The sequence below is a fragment of the Streptomyces sp. JNUCC 63 genome (genome assembly GCF_054366325.1).
Map to the genome: position 1 here is coordinate 5095825 of NZ_CM135963.1, position 15891 is coordinate 5111715.

Consider the following 15891-nt stretch of genomic DNA (forward strand, 5'->3'; position numbering starts at 1 on the left):
GGGCGGGGCTCGCCGAGCCCTGGCCCCATCCGAAGGTGAAGGGAGCGCATGTGAGACGGCACCACAGAACGACTCCCCGTACGATCCGGACGTTCCGAGCCCTGGGTTCGCTGCTGCTGGTGGCGGCGACCGGGGTTTTCACCGTGGGTGCGGCGCCCGTCGGACGCGCGGGGCCCCAGCGGGCCGCGACCCCCCTGGACCAGGTGGTCCCCGCCCCCGCCTCCGTGAAGGCCGGCAAAGCCGCGTACCGCATCACCCCCGGCACCCACATCCGCGTCGACGGCTCCCGCGAGGCCCGCCGGGTCGGCGCGTACCTCGCGGACATCCTGCGCCCCTCGACCGGCTACCGCCTGCCCGTGACCACGCACGGCCAAGGAGGCATCCAACTGAGGCTGGCCAAAGGCTCGTTCGGCGCCGAGGGCTATCGCCTGGACAGCGGCGCCAAGGGCGTGACCATCACCGCCCGGGAGCCGGCCGGACTCTTCCACGGCGTGCAGACCCTGCGCCAGCTGCTGCCCGCCGCCGTCGAGAAGAAGTCCGTGCAGCCGGGGCCGTGGCTGGTCGCGGGCGGCACCATCCAGGACAGCCCGCGCTACGAATACCGCGGCGCCATGCTCGACGTCTCCCGGCACTTCTTCACCGTCGCGCAGGTCAGGCGCTACATCGACGAACTCGCCCTCTACAAGTACAACGCCCTGCACCTGCACCTCAGCGACGACCAGGGCTGGCGCATCGCCATCGACTCCTGGCCACGCCTGGCCACCCACGGCGGCTCCACCCAGGTCGGCGGCGGCCGGGGCGGCCACTACACCAAGGCCGACTACAAGGAGATCGTCCGCTACGCCGCCTCCCGCCATCTGGAGGTCGTCCCCGAGATCGACATGCCCGGCCACACCAACGCGGCCCTGGCCTCCTACGCCGAGCTGAACTGCGACGGCGTGGCGCCCCCGCTCTACACCGGCATCAACGTCGGCTTCAGCTCCCTGTGCGGGCACAAGGAGATCACGTACGACTTCGTGGACGACGTGGTCCGCGAGCTGGCCGCCCTCACCCCGGGCCGCCATCTGCACATCGGTGGCGACGAGGCGCACTCCACGAGCCACGACGACTACGTGAAGTTCATGGACCGGGTGCAGCCCATCGTGGCCCAGTACGGCAAGACGGTCATCGGCTGGCACCAGCTGACCGGCGCCACCCCCGCCAAGGGCGCCCTCGTCCAGTACTGGGGCCTGGACTCCACCAGCGCGGAGGAGAAGGCCCAGGTCGCGCGGGCCGCCCAGAACGGCACCGGGCTGATCCTGTCCCCGGCCGACCGGGTGTACCTGGACATGAAGTACACCAAGGACACACCGCTGGGGCTGGCCTGGGCCGGCTACGTCGAGGTCCAGCGGTCGTACGACTGGGACCCGGGCAGCTATCTGCCGGGCGCGCCCGCGTCCGCCGTACGCGGTGTCGAGGCCCCGCTGTGGTCGGAGACCCTCTCCACCTCCGCGCACCTCGACACCATGGCCTTCCCCCGGCTGCCCGGCGTCGCCGAGCTCGGCTGGTCGCCGGCGGCCACGCACGACTGGGGCACCTACAAGGTGCGCCTCGCGGCCCAGGCGCCGCGCTGGGACGCCCTGGGGATCGGGTACTACCGGTCGCCGCAGGTGCCCTGGCCCGCCGCATAGGTGCGAGATCCTGATGACGGGCACCCCGGAGGACCGTACTCCGGGGTGCCCGTCCGTCCGGGTCGGAACTCCGCGATGGGGTTCTTCAGGCTTTCGACCAGCTGCAGCGCGCCCGACGGGTCCGCCAGGTCCACCATCTGCCGGTTGTTCCGCAGCTGGAGCCGGTTGAGGCAGCTCAGCGCGAACTCGGGGGCGAACATGTCGTACTGCCGGAACTTCTCGGCGAGTTCGGGCACCGACTCCTGGTACTCGCGGACCACCTCGGCGACCGTCCGCCAGAAGTCGTCCTCCTCCAGGATCCCCTCGGTGGCGAGCTGCGCGGCCAGGAAGCGGAAGAAGCAGTCGAAGACGTCCGTGAAGATCGACAGCAGCTTCTTGTCCTCCGGGACCTCCACCCGGATCCGCCGCACCTCGGGCGGCAGTACGGCGTCCGGGTCCATCACCGCGATCTCCTCGGCGATGTCCTTGTAGATCGCCCGCCGCACCGCGCCGTCCTTCAGCACGAGGATCACGTTCTCGCCGTGCGGCATGAACACCAGGTCGTAGGCGTAGAAGCTGTGCAGGAGGGGGGTGAAGTAGGCCCGCAGACAGCGCCGCAGCCACTCCCTGGGTGCCAGCCCCGAGCGCTCGATCAGCGCGCCCGCGAAGGAAGCGCCCTCGTGGTCCACATGGAGGAGGCAGGCCATGGTGGCCAGGGACTCGCCCTCCCGGAGCGAGGGCACCGGGCTCTCCCGCCAGAGCGCGGCCAGCATCTTCCGGTACGGCGAGTAGCGGTCCGTGGCCGCCTCGTACTCCAGGTTCCGGTAGCCGACCGCCGCCCGCTCGCGGATGATCGTCAGGCTTGTGGACCTCAGCACCGGGTCGTCGTCGATCAGCTGGGCCAGCCAGTCGTTGATGGCCGGGGTGGCCTCCATGTAGGCGGCCGAGAGCCCGCGCATGAAGCCCATGTTGAGGATGGAGAGAGCGGTCTTGACGTAGTGCCGCTCCGGGCGGGAGGCGTTGAAGAAGGTCCGTATGGACTGCTGGGCCAGGTACTCGTCGTCGCCCTCGCCCAGGCAGACCAGATGACGGCGGGCGATCTCGGCGGCGAAGGTGACGGTGAGCTTGTTCCACCACTGCCAGGGGTGGACGGGGATGAAGAGGTGGTCGGCGGGGTCGAGACCCTGCTCGCGCAGCCGCTTTTCGAACCGCTCGACGGTCTCCTCGCCCAGCTCCTGCCGCAGGAAGGTCTCGTACTCGATGCCGGCGCCCGCCGTGAACGCCGCCCGCGAGCGGTGCGCGGCCAGCCACACCAGCCGGACGGGGCTCGCGGCCTCGGGGGCGTAGGAGAGGTACTCGTGGATGCCGAAGCCGAGCCGCCCGTTGTTGGCCACGAAGCAGGGGTGGCCCTCGGTCATGCCGGTCTCGATGTCCTGGAAGCCGCGATTCGCGAGCTCGGCGGAGGTGACCCGCGGCTTGGCGAGCTTGTAGCAGGTGCTCGCCAGGGTGGAGGAGATCTCCTCCAGGTAGACCGGCAGGATCTCGTCGCCCAGGCCCAGGGTCCGCTTCAACTCGATGAAGAAGTCCAGTGCGGCGAGAGGGAGTTCGGCGCCGTCCCGGTGGCGGGAGATGGACTCCGGGTCCACCTGCCAGTGGTCGAGGGCTCGGCGGGTGGCGGTGAAGCGGTAGTGGGTCAGACCGTCGTCGCCGCGGACGACGTAGTGGTCGCCGTCCTGCTCGGGCGTGATCAGCCGCTCGTGGGCGAACTCGGCGAGGGCCTTGCGCATCAGGAGACGGTTGGCGGTCTCCCAGCGCTCAGGGGAGAGGTGGGCCACGGCGTCGGCGGGGGTCATGCGCGCACCGCCTTCTCGAACCGCTCCCGCGTGCAGAAGCTGAGCAGCGCCGTCTTCTCCGGCTTCCGGATCTCCCGCTCCGGCACAAAACCGACGGCTTCGTTCAGGGCGTGCACGGCCGTGTTGCGTACGTCGGGCTCGACCACCACCCTTTTCGTCCTCGGGTCCTCGAAGAGGCGGGTCATCACGGCGGTGATCACGGCCCGGGAGAAACCGTGCACGGGTGTGTCGGTGGGCGCGACCAGGAAGTGCATGCCGACGTCGCCGGGCTCGGGCTCGTACAGCCCGGCCAGCTCCCGGTGGGCGGGGTCGTACCGCTCCATCAGGAAGGCGGGCTCCCCGTCGTGCAGGCCGAGGAACGCGTGGTGGTGCTCGTCGGCGGCGATCTCCATGTAGGCGCGCTCGACGTCCTCGAGCTTCGCGTCCCGCATCATCCAGAACGCGGCCTTGGGGTGCGTGACCCAGCCGTGCAGCAGCTCGGCGTCCTTCAGCGGGTCGAGCGGACGGATCGTGAAGGTCGTCATACCGCGAACTCCTGGAATGCGATGGTCTTCTCGACCGGGTAGTACTCGGTGCCGAGCAGCTCCCGGATGATGCAGCTGTTGCGGTACGCGCCCATGCCCAGGTCGGGGCTGGTGACGCTGTGGGTGTGCACGCCGGCGTTCTGGAGGAAGACGCCCCGGCCGGTGACGTCGACGGCGTAGTTGCGGGCGATGTCGAAGTTGCCGTGCGAGTCGCGGCGCAGGCGGTCGTGGATCGGCCGCAGGAACTCCGGTTCGGCGTACCGGTAGCCGGTCGCCAGGACCAGGCCCTCGCTGCGCAGCTCGAAGTCCTTGCCCTGCTCCTCCTGGCGGAAGGTGAGGGTGTACGTGCCTTTGTCGCACGTCGCTTCGGTGAGCGCGGAGTTGGTGAGCAGACGGGTGGGGACCGGGCCGGTGAGGTTCTTCCGGTAGAGCAGGTCGAAGATGTCGTCGATCAGGTCCCCGTCGATGCCCTTGAACAGGCCTTTGTGCTGTTCGGTGAGGCGGTAGCGGGTCGGCTCCGGCAGCGCGTGGTAGTAGTCGATGTACTCCGGGGAGGTCATCTCCAGGGTGAGCTTGGTGTACTCCAGCGGGAAGAAGCGCGGGGAGCGGGTGACCCAGTTCAGCCGGTAGCCGTGGACGTCGATCTCGCCGAGCAGGTCGTGGTAGATCTCGGCGGCGGACTGGCCGCTGCCGACCAGGGTGATCGACTTCTTGCGCTGGAGCCGTGCCCTGTGCTCCCGGTAGCGGGAGCTGTGGACGAAGTCGCCGTCCAGGCCGCGGCAGGCGTCCGGGACGTGCGGCGGGGTGCCGGTGCCGAGGACGAGATGGCGGCTGCGGAACGCCTCCCCAGCCTCGGTGCGGACGACGTAGAGATCGTCCTCGTACGTCACCTCGGTGACCGTCGTGCCGAAGCGGACGCTGCTCAGCCGGGCCGCCGCCCAGCGGCAGTAGTCGTCGTACTCCAGGCGCAACGGGTAGAAGTTCTCGCGGATGTAGAACGAGTACAGACGGCCCTTCTCCTTCAGATAGTTGAGGAAGGAGTACGGGGACGTCGGGTCGGCCAGGGTGACCAGGTCCGACAGGAACGGGGTCTGCAGATGGGCGCCGTCGAGGAACATCCCCGAGTGCCACTCGAAGTCGGGCTTGGACTCCAGGAAGACGCCGCTCAGTTCGGCGATCGGCTCGGTGAGGCAGGCGAGGCCGAGGTTGAAGGGGCCGAGTCCGACACCCACGAAGTCGTAGGGCGTGGTGGGGGCTTCAGGACGCACGGTCAAGGGACTCTCCCGGGTACTGCTCGGCGTGGCCGGCGATCAGGTCGAGGACGGCGGCGAGGTCGTCCGGCTCGGTCTCGGGGTTGAGCAGGGTGAACTTCAGGTAGTGGCGGCCGGCGACCTTGGTGCCGGCGACCACGGCGTCGCCGGAGGCGAACAGGGCCTTGCGGGCGTGCAGGTTGGCGCGGTCGATCTCGGCCGGGTCGGTGACGGCGGCCGGGACGCAGCGGAAGACCAGGGTGGAAAGGGCCGGCTCGACGACGACGTCGAAGCGCGGGTCGGCGGCGAGCAGCCGGAAGCCCTCGGCCGCCAGGTCGCACACCTCGTCGAAGAGCTGCCCGATGCCGTCGGCGCCCATCACGCGCAGCGTCATCCACAGCTTGAGGGCATCGAAACGGCGTGTGGTCTGGAGGGACTTGTCGACCTGGTTGGGGATGCGCTCGGTGACCGCGTGGTGCGGGTTGAGGTAGTCCGCGTGGTAGGTGACGTGCCGCAGGGTGGAGGCGTCCCGGACCAGCAAGGCGGACGAACTCACCGGCTGGAAGAAGGACTTGTGGTAGTCGACGGTGACCGAGTCGGCGCGTTCGATGCCGGTGAGCAGGTGGCGGCGGGTGGGGGAGACCAGCAGGCCGCAGCCGTAGGCCGCGTCGACGTGCAGCCAGGTGCCGTACCGCGCGCACAGCTCGGCGATCCCGGGCAGCGGGTCGATGGAGCCGAAGTCGGTGGTGCCGGCGGTGGCGACCACGGCCATCGGGACCAGGTCGTCGCGACGGCAGCGCTCCAGCTCGTGGGCGAGTGCGACCGTCCGCATCCGCTTGTCGTGGTCGACGGGGACGGGGACCACCGACTCGGGGCTCAGACCCAGCAGTCCGGCCGACTTCCGCACGCTGAAGTGGCTGATCTCGGAGGTGAGGATCCGCAGCCGGGCCGGTGAGTCCGTCTTGGCCTCCTCACGGGCGAGCAGCAGCGCCTGGAGGTTGGACTGGGTGCCGCCGGAGGTGAACACACCGTCGGCGGCGGGGCCGAGGCCGATCCGGGTGGTCGTCCAGTCGATGAGCTTGCGCTCGATCAGCGTGCCGCCGGCCGACTGGTCCCAGGTGTCCAGGGAGGAGTTGACGGCGGACAGGACGGCCTCGCCGAGCACCGCGGGGATGACGACCGGGCAGTTGAGGTGGGCGACGTAGCGGGGGTGGTGGAAGTAGACCGCGTCCCGCAGGTAGACCTCCTCCAGTTCGTCGAGGGCCGCCGTGGTGTCGCTCAGCGGACGGTCGAGGTCGATCCGCTCGATGCGGGGGGCGAGGGCGTCGGCCGTGATCCCGGTGAACGGACGGTCGGTGGCGGCGAGCCTGGCGGCCACCCGCTCCACTCCTTCTTTCACGGAGCGGCGGTAGTGCTCCGCGGTGAGGTCATTGAGCAGGTGTGAGCGCATGTGGGGGTCCTCCGGTGGGTGGGGACGTCCGCAGGGACGCGTTGAGGGGCGGAGTCGCGCGATATCAACTTAGGTTAGCCTAACCTAAGTTGAGTTCCGGCGGAACGCCGCCCCTCCCCTGACCGGTGTCACTCCACCGCGCCGGCTCGGCTCTCCCGGCGGAGGGCTCAGTCGACCTTCCTGGCCGTCTCGATGGCCTTCGCCAGGTCCTCCAGGAGCGGGGCGCACTTGTCGTAGGACAGGATCGGCTCGGCGGTGCGCGGGATGACCTGGCCGGCCTTGACGGCGGGGAGCTTCTTCCAGGTGGCCTGGGTGATGTCGGCGGGCTGGATGGCCGAGGTGCGGTTGTCCATCATGATGATGTCCGCCGCGTACTTGTCGGCGTTCTCCCAGCTCAGCGACTCGAACCAGCCGCCGCCCTGCTTCTTCGCGCTCTCCGGGGGCTCGACGAGGTTCACGCCGAGGGCCTTGAAGTGCTCCAGGTCGATCGAGAGGTTGGTGCCGGAGACGTAGAACAGGTCCTGGCTGGCCGACCCCGCCATGACCTTGATGTCCGGCTTGGCCTTGGCGGCGGCGCGCAGCCGGGCGGCCGCGTTCTCGAAGCGCTTCTTGGCCTGCTTGACCTTGTCGGTGGTGACGTCCGCGCCGAGGGACTCGGCGAGCGCGAGCATGCGCTCCAGCGGCTCGGTCAGCTGCCGGTCGTAGACGGAGATGCCGACGGTGGGGGCGCCGACGGCGAGGATCTTCTTCTTCGACTCCTCGGGGACGTACCAGAGAGTGCCGGCGTCGTCGAACATGGTGGAGATCAGGGCGTCGGGGGCGAGGGTCGCGTACTTCTCGATGTTGAACTGGCCCCACTCGTTGCCGAGGACCGTCACCTTGCTGACGTCCATGTCGCCGGCCTGCACATCGGCCTTGCCGTCCTTGGTCGTCGTCGGGCCGAAGACGCCCTTGGCCTGGACGCCGTAGTCGTACAGCGCGGCGGCCACGCCGACGAAGGCCACGATGTTCGACGGAACCTTGTCGGCCTTGACGCTCTGCCCCCGGTCGTCCTTGAAGGACCAGGGGCCGGACCTGGCGGCAGTCGTTCCGCTGCCCGACCCACCGCTTTTCGCGTCCTCGCTGCCGCAGGCTGCGAGGACGGCACCGAGGCCGAGGGCGCCGCCCGCGGCGAGGATGCCGCGGCGGGAGAGGGTGGTGGCGCGGGCGTTGGGCATGGGTATGACTGCTTTCGAACGGGGCGGGGCACCCGCCGGACAGGTTTGAAGGTAGGTTAGCCTAACCTCACTTGCTGTCCAGGGGGCGGGTCACCACGCCCGCGCCCGCCGACGGCCCGTGCGCCGGCGGCGCGTCAGCCGCTGGTGGTGTGTCAGCTCGTCAGACCCAGCTCCCTCGCGATCAGCATGCGCTGCACCTCGCTCGTGCCCTCGCCGATCTCCAGGATCTTGGAGTCGCGCCACATGCGGGCGACCGGGTATTCGTTCATGAAGCCGTAGCCGCCGTGGATCTGGGTGGCGTCACGGGCGTTGTCGACGGCGACCGTGGAGGAGTGGAGCTTGGCCAGGGCCGCCTCCTTCTTGAAGGGTTCGCCGGCGACCAGCCGGTAGGCCGCGTCACGCCAGGCGAGGCGGGCCGTGTGGGCCTTCATCTCCATGTCGGCGATCTTGAACTGGATGGCCTGGTTGGCGCCGATCGGCTTGCCGAAGGCGATGCGCTCCTTGGCGTACTTCACCGACTCGTCCACGCAGCCCTGGGCGAGTCCCGTCGCCAGCGCCGCGATGGCGATACGGCCCTCGTCGAGGATCCGCAGGAACTGCGCGTAGCCGCGGCCCTCCTCGCCCAGCAGGTTCGCCGCCGGCACCCGGACGTCGGAGAAGGACAGCTCACGGGTGTCCGAGGCGTTCCAGCCGACCTTTGAGTAGGCGGGCGCCACCGTGAAGCCGGGCGTGCCCGAGGGGACGATGATCGCGGAGATCAGCGGGCGGCCGTCGGGCTTGCGACCGGTGACCGCCGTCACCGTCACCAGGCCGGTGATGTCCGTGCCCGAGTTGGTGATGAAGCACTTGGTGCCGTTGATCACCCACTCGTCGGTCTCCGGGTCCAGACGGGCCGTCGTACGGGTCGCCCCCGCGTCCGAGCCGCCGTCCGGTTCCGTCAGCCCGAAGGCGCCCAGCATCTCGCCGGAGCACAGCTTCGGCAGCCACTGGCGCTTCTGCTCCTCGGTGCCGAACAGATGGATTGGCATGGCACCGAGCGACACCCCGGCCTCCAGCGTGATGGCGACCGAGGAGTCGACGCGGGCCAGCTCCTCCAGCGCGATACCCAGGGCCAGGTAGTCGCCGCCCATGCCGCCGTACTCCTCCGGGAACGGCAGCCCGAACAGGCCCATGCGGCCCATCTCCCGGACGATCTCGTACGGGAACTCGTGCCGCTCGTAGAAGTCGCCGATCTTCGGTGCCACGACTTCGTGCGCGAACTCCTCGACCGTACGGCGGAGTTCCTCCAGCTCGGGGGTCAGACGGTGGTTCATCGTCGATCACTGCTCCTTGTGGGAGAGGGCGCGGAGGGTGCGGGAAGGGCTGGGACGGCCCAGCCGGTCGGCCATCCACTCGCTGGTGGCGACGAGGCGGCCGAGGTCGACTCCGGTGTCGATGCCGAGGCCGTGCAGCATCCACACCAGGTCCTCGGTGGCGAGGTTGCCGGTGGCGGACTTGGCGTACGGGCAGCCGCCGAGGCCGCCCGCGGAGGCGTCGGCGGTGGTGACGCCGTGCTGGAGCGCGGCCAGGGTGTTGGCGAGGGCCTGGCCGTAGGTGTCGTGGAAGTGCACGCCGAGCGCGGAGGTCGGCACGTGCCGCTCGTTGAGCGCGGCCAGCAGCTCCAGTACATGACCGGGGGTCGCCACCCCGATCGTGTCCCCGAGGCTCAGCTCGTCGCAGCCCATGTCCAGCAGCGCCCTGCACACGTCGACGACCTGGTGGAGGGGGACGGCACCCTCCCAGGGATCGCCGAAGCACATGGAGACATAGCCGCGGACATGGGCGCCCTCGTCCTTCGCGCGGGCCACGACCGGTTCGAAGACCGCGAGGGACTCCTCCACCGTGCGGTTGAGGTTGGCCTTGGCGAAGGACTCGGTGGCGCTGGCGAACACGGCGATACGGTCCGCTCCGAGGGCGAGCGCGCGCTCCAGGCCGCGCGTATTGGGCACCAGGACCGGCAGGCGCACCCCCTTCAGATCCTTGACCTGCGGGAACAGCGCTTCCGCGTCGGCCAGTTGGGGCACCCACTTCGGGTGGACGAAGCTGGTGGCCTCGACCGTCCTCAGGCCCGCGTCGGCGAGGCGGCGGATGAACTCCGCCTTGACCTCGGTCGGCACGGTCGCCTTCTCGTTCTGCAGCCCGTCGCGCGGGCCGACCTCGTGGATCCTGACCCGGGCGGGCAGGTCGGGGGCCGGGACGACCATGGGCAGGTCGGGTTCGGGGATGCTCATGCCGTCTCCTCCTTCGCGCCTTCCTCGTCGAGCGGGGCGATCACGGCCAGCACCTGGTCCATGGCGACCGTCGTGCCCGGCGCGACGTCCAGTTCGGTGACGGTGCCGGCGTGCGGGGCGGAGATGACGTGCTCCATCTTCATCGCCTCGACCACCAGCAGGCTCTGGCCCGCGGCCACCTCGTCGCCCACGGCCACCTTCACCACCGTGACCGTGCCCGGCATGGGCGCCGTGAGCGAGTCGGCGCCGGCGTGGGCCGCGCGGGTGAGGGACGCGGCCACCGGGTCGTGGTCGCGCACGTGCCAGGCGTCGCCGTCGCGGCCGATCCAGTCGGCGGCGCGGTGGAAGGTGTGGCGGACGCCGTCCAGGGTGACGCTGACCGTGTCGTCGGTGACCGTGTGGGCGCCGCGTACCGGGTGAGCGACGGGTTCGAGTCCCGGCATCCGCAGCGGGAACGCCACCGGTTTCGGCTCCCCGCCCAGCCGCCAGCCGCTCGGCACCGAGAACGGGTCGGTCCAGCCCCCGCCCTTGGGCCGCAGTGCCTCCAGCCGTACGGCGGCGGCGGCCTCGTAGACCTCCTCCGGTACGTCCGTGGCGACCAGCTCGTCGACCACCCGCTCGACCAGCCCGGTGTCCAGCTCGCCCGCCACGACGGCGGGGTGGGCCAGCAGCCGGCGCAGGAAGCCGGCGTTGGTCTGCACGCCCAGGGTGACCGTGCGGGCGAGGGCCGCACGGAGTTTCCTGAGCGCGGTGGCGCGGTCCGGGCCGTAGGCGATCACCTTGGACAGCATCGGGTCGTACAGGCTGCCGACCTCGGTGCCCTCGCTCAGTCCGGAGTCGGTGCGCACTCCGTCTCCCTGCGGCTCGCGCAGCCGCAGCACGGTGCCGCCCGAGGGCAGGAACCCGCGCGCCGGGTCCTCCGCGCACAGGCGGGCCTCGATCGCGTGACCGGTCAGCCGGATGTCCCCCTGAGCGAACGCCAGCGGTTCGCCCGCCGCCACCCGCAGCTGCCACTCCACCAGGTCGAGACCCGTGATCATCTCGGTGACCGGGTGCTCCACCTGCAGGCGGGTGTTCATCTCCATGAAGTAGTACGACGTCGGGTCCCCGCCGGGCACGATGAACTCCACCGTGCCCGCGCCCCGGTAGCCGCAGGAGCGGGCGGCCTGGACCGCCGCCTCGCCCATCGCGGCCCGGGTCTCCTCGTCGAGGAGCACGCTCGGCGCCTCCTCGACGATCTTCTGGTGGCGGCGCTGGAGGGAGCACTCGCGTTCGCCGAGGTGCACGACGTTGCCGTGGCCGTCGGCCAGCACCTGGATCTCGATGTGCCGGGGCCGGTCGATCCAGCGCTCGACGAGGAGGGTGTCGTCGCCGAAGGATGCGCGGGCCTCGCGGCGGGCGGCGGCGATCTCCTCGGCGACCCGCCCGGCGTCACGCACCAGCCGCATGCCCTTGCCGCCGCCTCCGGCGGAGGGCTTGAGCAGCACCGGCATGCCGATCTCGCGGGCGGCCCCGGCGAGCTGGTCGTCGGTGAGTCCGGAGCCGCTGGAGCCGGGGACCACCGGAACCCCGGCCGCCTCGACCGTCTCCTTGGCGCGGATCTTGTCGCCCATGAGGGAGATCGCGTCCGCGGGAGGGCCGATGAAGACCAGCCCGGCCTCCTCACAGGCGCGTGCGAAGCCGGCGTTCTCCGCGAGGAAGCCGTACCCGGGGTGGACGGCCTGGGCGCCGGTGCGGGCGGCGGCCTCCAGCAGCCGGTCGACGGACAGGTAGCTCTCGGCCGCGGGCGCCGGGCCGATCCGTACCGCAGTGTCGGCCTCCCGGACGTGCCGGGCGTCCGCGTCGGCGTCGGAGAAGACGGCCACCGAGCGCACGCCGAGGGCGCGCAGGGTGCGGATGACGCGGACGGCGATCTCGCCGCGGTTGGCCACCAGAACTGTTTCGAACATCTCTGCGAGCTCCCCCTCACATCCGGAAGACGCCGAACTGGGGGTCGCCCAGTGGGGCGTTGGCGCACGCGGTCAGGGCCAGGCCCAGCACCTGACGGGTTTCCAGCGGGTCGATCACGCCGTCGTCCCAGAGGCGGGCGGTGGCGTAGTAGGCGTTGCCCTGACGGTCGTACTGGGCGCGGATGGGCGCCTTGAAGGACTCCTCGTCCTCGGCGGGCCACTGCTCCCCGCGGGCCTCGAGCTGGTCGCGCTTGACGGTGGCGAGGACGGAGGCGGCCTGCTCGCCGCCCATGACCGAGATCTTGGCGTTCGGCCACATCCACAGGAAGCGGGGGGAGTACGCCCTGCCGCACATGGAGTAGTTCCCCGCGCCGTACGACCCGCCGACGACCACCGTCAGCTTGGGCACGCGCGTGCAGGCGACGGCCGTGACCATCTTGGCGCCGTGCTTGGCGATGCCGCCCGCCTCGTAGTCCCTGCCCACCATGAAGCCGGAGATGTTCTGCAGGAACACCAGCGGGATGCCCCGCTGGTCGCACAGCTCGATGAAGTGGGCGCCCTTCTGGGCGGACTCCGAGAACAGGATGCCGTTGTTGGCGACGATCCCGACCGGGTGGCCGTGGATCCGGGCGAAGCCGGTGACCAGGGTCTGCCCGAACTCGGCCTTGAACTCGGCGAAGCGGGAGCCGTCCACCACGCGCGCGATGATCTCGCGGACGTCGTAGGGGGTGCGGGGGTCGGCCGGGACGGCGCCGTAGAGCCCGTAGGGGTCGACTTTCGGCTCGACGGCCTCGGTGACCTCCCAGGGCAGCTCCCCGCGCGCGGGGAGGGTGGAGACGATCGTGCGGACGATCCGCAGGGCGTGGGCGTCGTCCTCCGCGAGGTGGTCGGTGACACCGGACGTACGGGAGTGCACCTCGCCGCCGCCCAGCTCCTCGGCGGTGACGACCTCGCCGGTGGCCGCCTTCACCAGCGGGGGCCCGCCCAGGAAGATCGTGCCCTGGTTGCGGACGATCACGGCCTCGTCGCTCATCGCCGGGACGTACGCCCCGCCGGCCGTGCAGGAGCCGAGGACGGCCGCGATCTGAGGAATCCCGGCGCCGGACATGCGGGCCTGGTTGTAGAAGATCCGGCCGAAGTGCTCACGGTCGGGGAAGACCTCGTCCTGCATGGGCAGGAAGGCGCCGCCGGAGTCGACCAGGTAGAGGCACGGGAGGCGGTTCTCCAGGGCCACCTCCTGCGCGCGCAGGTGCTTCTTCACCGTCATCGGGTAGTACGTGCCGCCCTTGACGGTGGCGTCGTTGGCGACGATCACGCACTCGCGGCCGCCGACCCTGCCGATCCCGGCGATGACCCCGGCGGCCGGGGCCTGCCCCTCGTACATCCCGTCGGCGGCCAGCGGGGCCAGTTCCAGGAAGGGCGAGCCGGGGTCGAGCAGGGTGTCCACGCGGTCGCGCGGCAGCAGCTTGCCGCGCGCGGTGTGCCGCGCGCGTGCCTTCTCGCCGCCGCCGAGCCGGGCGGCGGCGAGCCTGCCGCGCAGCTCCTCGGCGAGCGCGCGGTGAGCCTCTTCGTTGGCCCGCCAGGCCTCCGACGCGGGGTCGGCCGCGCTCGTCAGCTCCGGTGCCTGATGCATCCTGCGGTCCCCTCACGTGTTAATGACCGTTAACGCACTCCCTTCAGGTTAACGACCGCTAACCTCCCTGTCTAGAATCGTTCTCATGGCCACGCGAACCGACGCCCCCACCCGCCGCGAGCAGATCCTCAAGGAGGCCGCGCGGCTCTTCGCCGAACGCGGCTTCCACGGCGTCGGCGTCGACGAGATAGGCGCCGCGGTGGGCATCAGCGGGCCGGGCCTTTACCGGCACTTCGCGGGCAAGGACGCGATGCTCGCGGAGCTGCTGGTCGGCATCAGCGGGCAGTTGCTGACCGGGGCGAAGCGGCGGCTGGCGGAGGCGGACGGGGGAGCCGGACCGGGCGGCCCGGAGGCCGTGCTCGACTCCCTCATCGAGGGGCACATCGACTTCGCGCTCGACGACCGCTCCCTCATCACCTTGCACGACCGTGAGCTGGACCGCCTGCGGGACAGTGACCGGAAGCTGGTGCGGCAGCTTCAGCGGCAGTACGTGGAGTTGTGGGTGGAGGTGGTGCGCGAGGTGCACCCGGGCCTTGCGGAGCCGGCCGCGCGGTCGGCCGTCCATTCGGTGTTCGGGCTGCTGAACTCGACGCCGCACCTGGGGCGGGCCGGGTCGTTGCCGGGGCGGGGCGCCACGGCGGAGCTGCTGCACCGGATGGCCCGGGGGGCCTTCGCGGCGGCGTCGCCCGCGGCGGGCTGAGCGGGGCGCGGGCGCGGGGCTGTGCCCCGCGCCCCGCCCGTGCGTGACCCGCGTTACGGCTGCGGGGCTTTACTGAGGTGCCTACTCGCCGGTACGTTTATGTGAGCAAGCGCTTAGCCACTGGGTTGCAACCATCGATCGAGGAACCCGGGCGGCGAGCAACCAGGTACGCGAGAGCGGCGCCGGTTCAGGCGCATGGAAGGGCGGTGGCGGCATGCGCCGTACGGTGTTCAACGAGGATCATGAGGCGTTCCGGGAGACCCTTCGCGCCTTCATCGAGGCCGAGGTCGTACCGGTGTACGACGACTGGTTCACGCAGGGCATCGTGCCCCGCGAGTTCTACCACAAGCTCGCCGAGCTGGGCCTCTTCGGGATCAACGTGCCCGAGGAATACGGCGGGGCGGGACTCGAGACGCACAAGTTCGAGGCCATCCAGTACGAGGAGACCGCCCGCGCGGGTGTCACCTTCGGCGGCTCCGGCGTGCACGTCCTGCTCGCGCTGCCCTACCTCAAGATGCTCGCCACCGACGAGCAGAAGAAGCGGTTCCTGCCCAGGTTCGTCTCCGGCGAGGAGATGTGGGCCATCGCGATGACCGAGCCCGGCACCGGCTCCGACCTCGCGGGCATGAAGACCACCGCCAGGCTGAGCGAGGACGGGACGCACTACGTCCTCAACGGCGCCAAGACCTTCATCACCGGTGGCGTGCACGCCGACAAGGTCATCGTCTGCGCCCGCACCGCCGCGCCCACGGCCGAGGACCGCCGCCACGGCATCTCCCTGTTCGCCGTGGACACCGGGTCCGAGGGCTACTCGGTGGGCCGCAAGCTCGACAAGCTGGGGCTCAGGACCTCCGACACCGCCGAGCTCGCCTTCGTCGACGTCAAGGTGCCCGTCGGGGACCTGCTCGGCGAGGAGAACAAGGGCTTCTCCTACCTCGGCGCCAACCTGCCCTCCGAGCGCTGGGGCATCGCCTTCGGCGCCTACGCGCAGGCCAGGGCGGCCGTCCGGTTCGCCAAGAGTTACGTGCAGGAGCGCACCGTCTTCGGCAAGCCGGTCGCCCACTTCCAGAACACCAAGTTCGAGCTGGCCGCCTGCCAGGCCGAGGTGGACGCGGCGGAAGCCGTCGCCGACCGGGCGCTCGAAGCGCTCGACGCCGGCGAGCTGACCCCCGCCGAGGCCGCCTCCGCCAAGCTGTTCTGCACCGAGGTCGCCCACCGCGTCATCGACCGCTGCCTGCAGCTGCACGGCGGCTACGGCTACATGAACGAGTACCCGATCGCCCGCCTGTACGCGGACAACCGCGTCAACCGCATCTACGGCGGCACCAGCGAGATCATGAAGTCGATCATCGCCAAGGACATGGGTCTGTAAGGGCCCCGAAATCAGTGCAGGATA

11 protein-coding genes and 1 pseudogene are annotated in these 15891 nt (G+C 70.5%); 3 read left to right on the forward strand and 9 right to left on the reverse strand.

The window, feature by feature from the left end; genetic code table 11:
• Positions 1-50: 50 nt before the first annotated feature.
• Positions 51-1670 carry a beta-N-acetylhexosaminidase gene (locus ACX25U_RS23495; protein WP_454382880.1) on the forward strand — a complete coding sequence of 540 codons (1620 nt, stop codon included), beginning with the start codon at positions 51-53 and terminating at the stop codon, positions 1668-1670.
• Positions 1671-1735: 65 nt separating this feature from the next.
• On the opposite strand, the pseudogene ACX25U_RS23500 reads toward ACX25U_RS23495, so the two are convergent.
• The 9 genes and pseudogenes from ACX25U_RS23500 to ACX25U_RS23540 form a co-directional block, all read right to left on the reverse strand.
• Positions 1736-3502 (reverse strand): annotated as a pseudogene (locus ACX25U_RS23500) (IucA/IucC family protein); the annotation flags it as partial.
• Positions 3499-4026 carry a GNAT family N-acetyltransferase gene (locus ACX25U_RS23505; protein ID WP_454382881.1) on the reverse strand — a complete coding sequence of 176 codons (528 nt, stop codon included), beginning with the start codon at positions 4024-4026 and terminating at the stop codon, positions 3499-3501. The pseudogene ACX25U_RS23500 and the gene ACX25U_RS23505, both read right to left, overlap by 4 nt.
• The gene (locus ACX25U_RS23510; protein ID WP_454382882.1) at positions 4023-5300 is read right to left on the reverse strand and encodes a lysine N(6)-hydroxylase/L-ornithine N(5)-oxygenase family protein; all 1278 of its coding nucleotides are present in this window, start codon (positions 5298-5300) and stop codon (positions 4023-4025) included. The genes ACX25U_RS23505 and ACX25U_RS23510 overlap by 4 nt, the downstream gene beginning before the upstream one ends.
• On the reverse strand, positions 5284-6726 hold the full coding sequence (locus tag ACX25U_RS23515; protein ID WP_454382883.1) for a pyridoxal phosphate-dependent decarboxylase family protein: 1443 nt from the start codon (positions 6724-6726) through the stop codon (positions 5284-5286). The genes ACX25U_RS23510 and ACX25U_RS23515 overlap by 17 nt, the downstream gene beginning before the upstream one ends.
• Before the next feature lie 167 nt (positions 6727-6893).
• Positions 6894-7943, reverse strand: a complete 1050-nt coding sequence (locus ACX25U_RS23520; RefSeq protein ID WP_454382884.1) for an ABC transporter substrate-binding protein — start codon at positions 7941-7943, stop codon at positions 6894-6896.
• A 152-nt stretch (positions 7944-8095) separates the two neighbouring features.
• Positions 8096-9256 (reverse strand): acyl-CoA dehydrogenase family protein, encoded by a 1161-nt coding sequence (locus ACX25U_RS23525; protein WP_454382886.1) that lies wholly within the window; start codon positions 9254-9256, stop codon positions 8096-8098.
• A 6-nt stretch (positions 9257-9262) separates the two neighbouring features.
• Entirely contained in the window at positions 9263-10213 is a 951-nt protein-coding gene (locus ACX25U_RS23530; RefSeq protein ID WP_454382888.1) for a hydroxymethylglutaryl-CoA lyase, read from the reverse strand.
• Positions 10210-12162, reverse strand: coding sequence for an acetyl-CoA carboxylase biotin carboxylase subunit (locus ACX25U_RS23535; protein WP_454382890.1), 1953 nt, complete (start codon positions 12160-12162; stop codon positions 10210-10212). The genes ACX25U_RS23530 and ACX25U_RS23535 overlap by 4 nt, the downstream gene beginning before the upstream one ends.
• Before the next feature lie 16 nt (positions 12163-12178).
• Positions 12179-13795, reverse strand: coding sequence for a carboxyl transferase domain-containing protein (locus ACX25U_RS23540; protein ID WP_454382891.1), 1617 nt, complete (start codon positions 13793-13795; stop codon positions 12179-12181).
• Between the two features lie 85 nt (positions 13796-13880).
• Here ACX25U_RS23540 and ACX25U_RS23545 point away from each other — a divergent pair, with 85 nt between their 5' ends.
• Together ACX25U_RS23545 and ACX25U_RS23550 are read left to right on the forward strand one after the other, a co-directional pair.
• Complete coding sequence (locus tag ACX25U_RS23545; RefSeq protein WP_454382893.1) at positions 13881-14495, forward strand: SACE_7040 family transcriptional regulator; 615 nt, start codon at positions 13881-13883, stop codon at positions 14493-14495.
• A 214-nt stretch (positions 14496-14709) separates the two neighbouring features.
• Positions 14710-15867: an acyl-CoA dehydrogenase family protein gene (locus ACX25U_RS23550; RefSeq protein WP_454382895.1), complete on the forward strand. Its 1158-nt coding sequence runs from the start codon at positions 14710-14712 to the stop codon at positions 15865-15867.
• The last annotated feature ends 24 nt before the right edge of the window (positions 15868-15891 follow it).

Coding starts and splice junctions, on each gene's coding strand:
- ACX25U_RS23525 (WP_454382886.1), bottom strand. CDS start 9,256: ATGAACCACCGTCTGACCCCCGAGCTGGAGGAACTCCGCCGTACGGTC.
- ACX25U_RS23515 (WP_454382883.1), bottom strand. CDS start 6,726: ATGCGCTCACACCTGCTCAATGACCTCACCGCGGAGCACTACCGCCGC.
- ACX25U_RS23505 (WP_454382881.1), bottom strand. CDS start 4,026: ATGACGACCTTCACGATCCGTCCGCTCGACCCGCTGAAGGACGCCGAG.
- ACX25U_RS23530 (WP_454382888.1), bottom strand. CDS start 10,213: ATGAGCATCCCCGAACCCGACCTGCCCATGGTCGTCCCGGCCCCCGAC.
- ACX25U_RS23550 (WP_454382895.1), top strand. CDS start 14,710: ATGCGCCGTACGGTGTTCAACGAGGATCATGAGGCGTTCCGGGAGACC.
- ACX25U_RS23545 (WP_454382893.1), top strand. CDS start 13,881: ATGGCCACGCGAACCGACGCCCCCACCCGCCGCGAGCAGATCCTCAAG.
- ACX25U_RS23520 (WP_454382884.1), bottom strand. CDS start 7,943: ATGCCCAACGCCCGCGCCACCACCCTCTCCCGCCGCGGCATCCTCGCC.
- ACX25U_RS23540 (WP_454382891.1), bottom strand. CDS start 13,795: ATGCATCAGGCACCGGAGCTGACGAGCGCGGCCGACCCCGCGTCGGAG.
- ACX25U_RS23535 (WP_454382890.1), bottom strand. CDS start 12,162: ATGTTCGAAACAGTTCTGGTGGCCAACCGCGGCGAGATCGCCGTCCGC.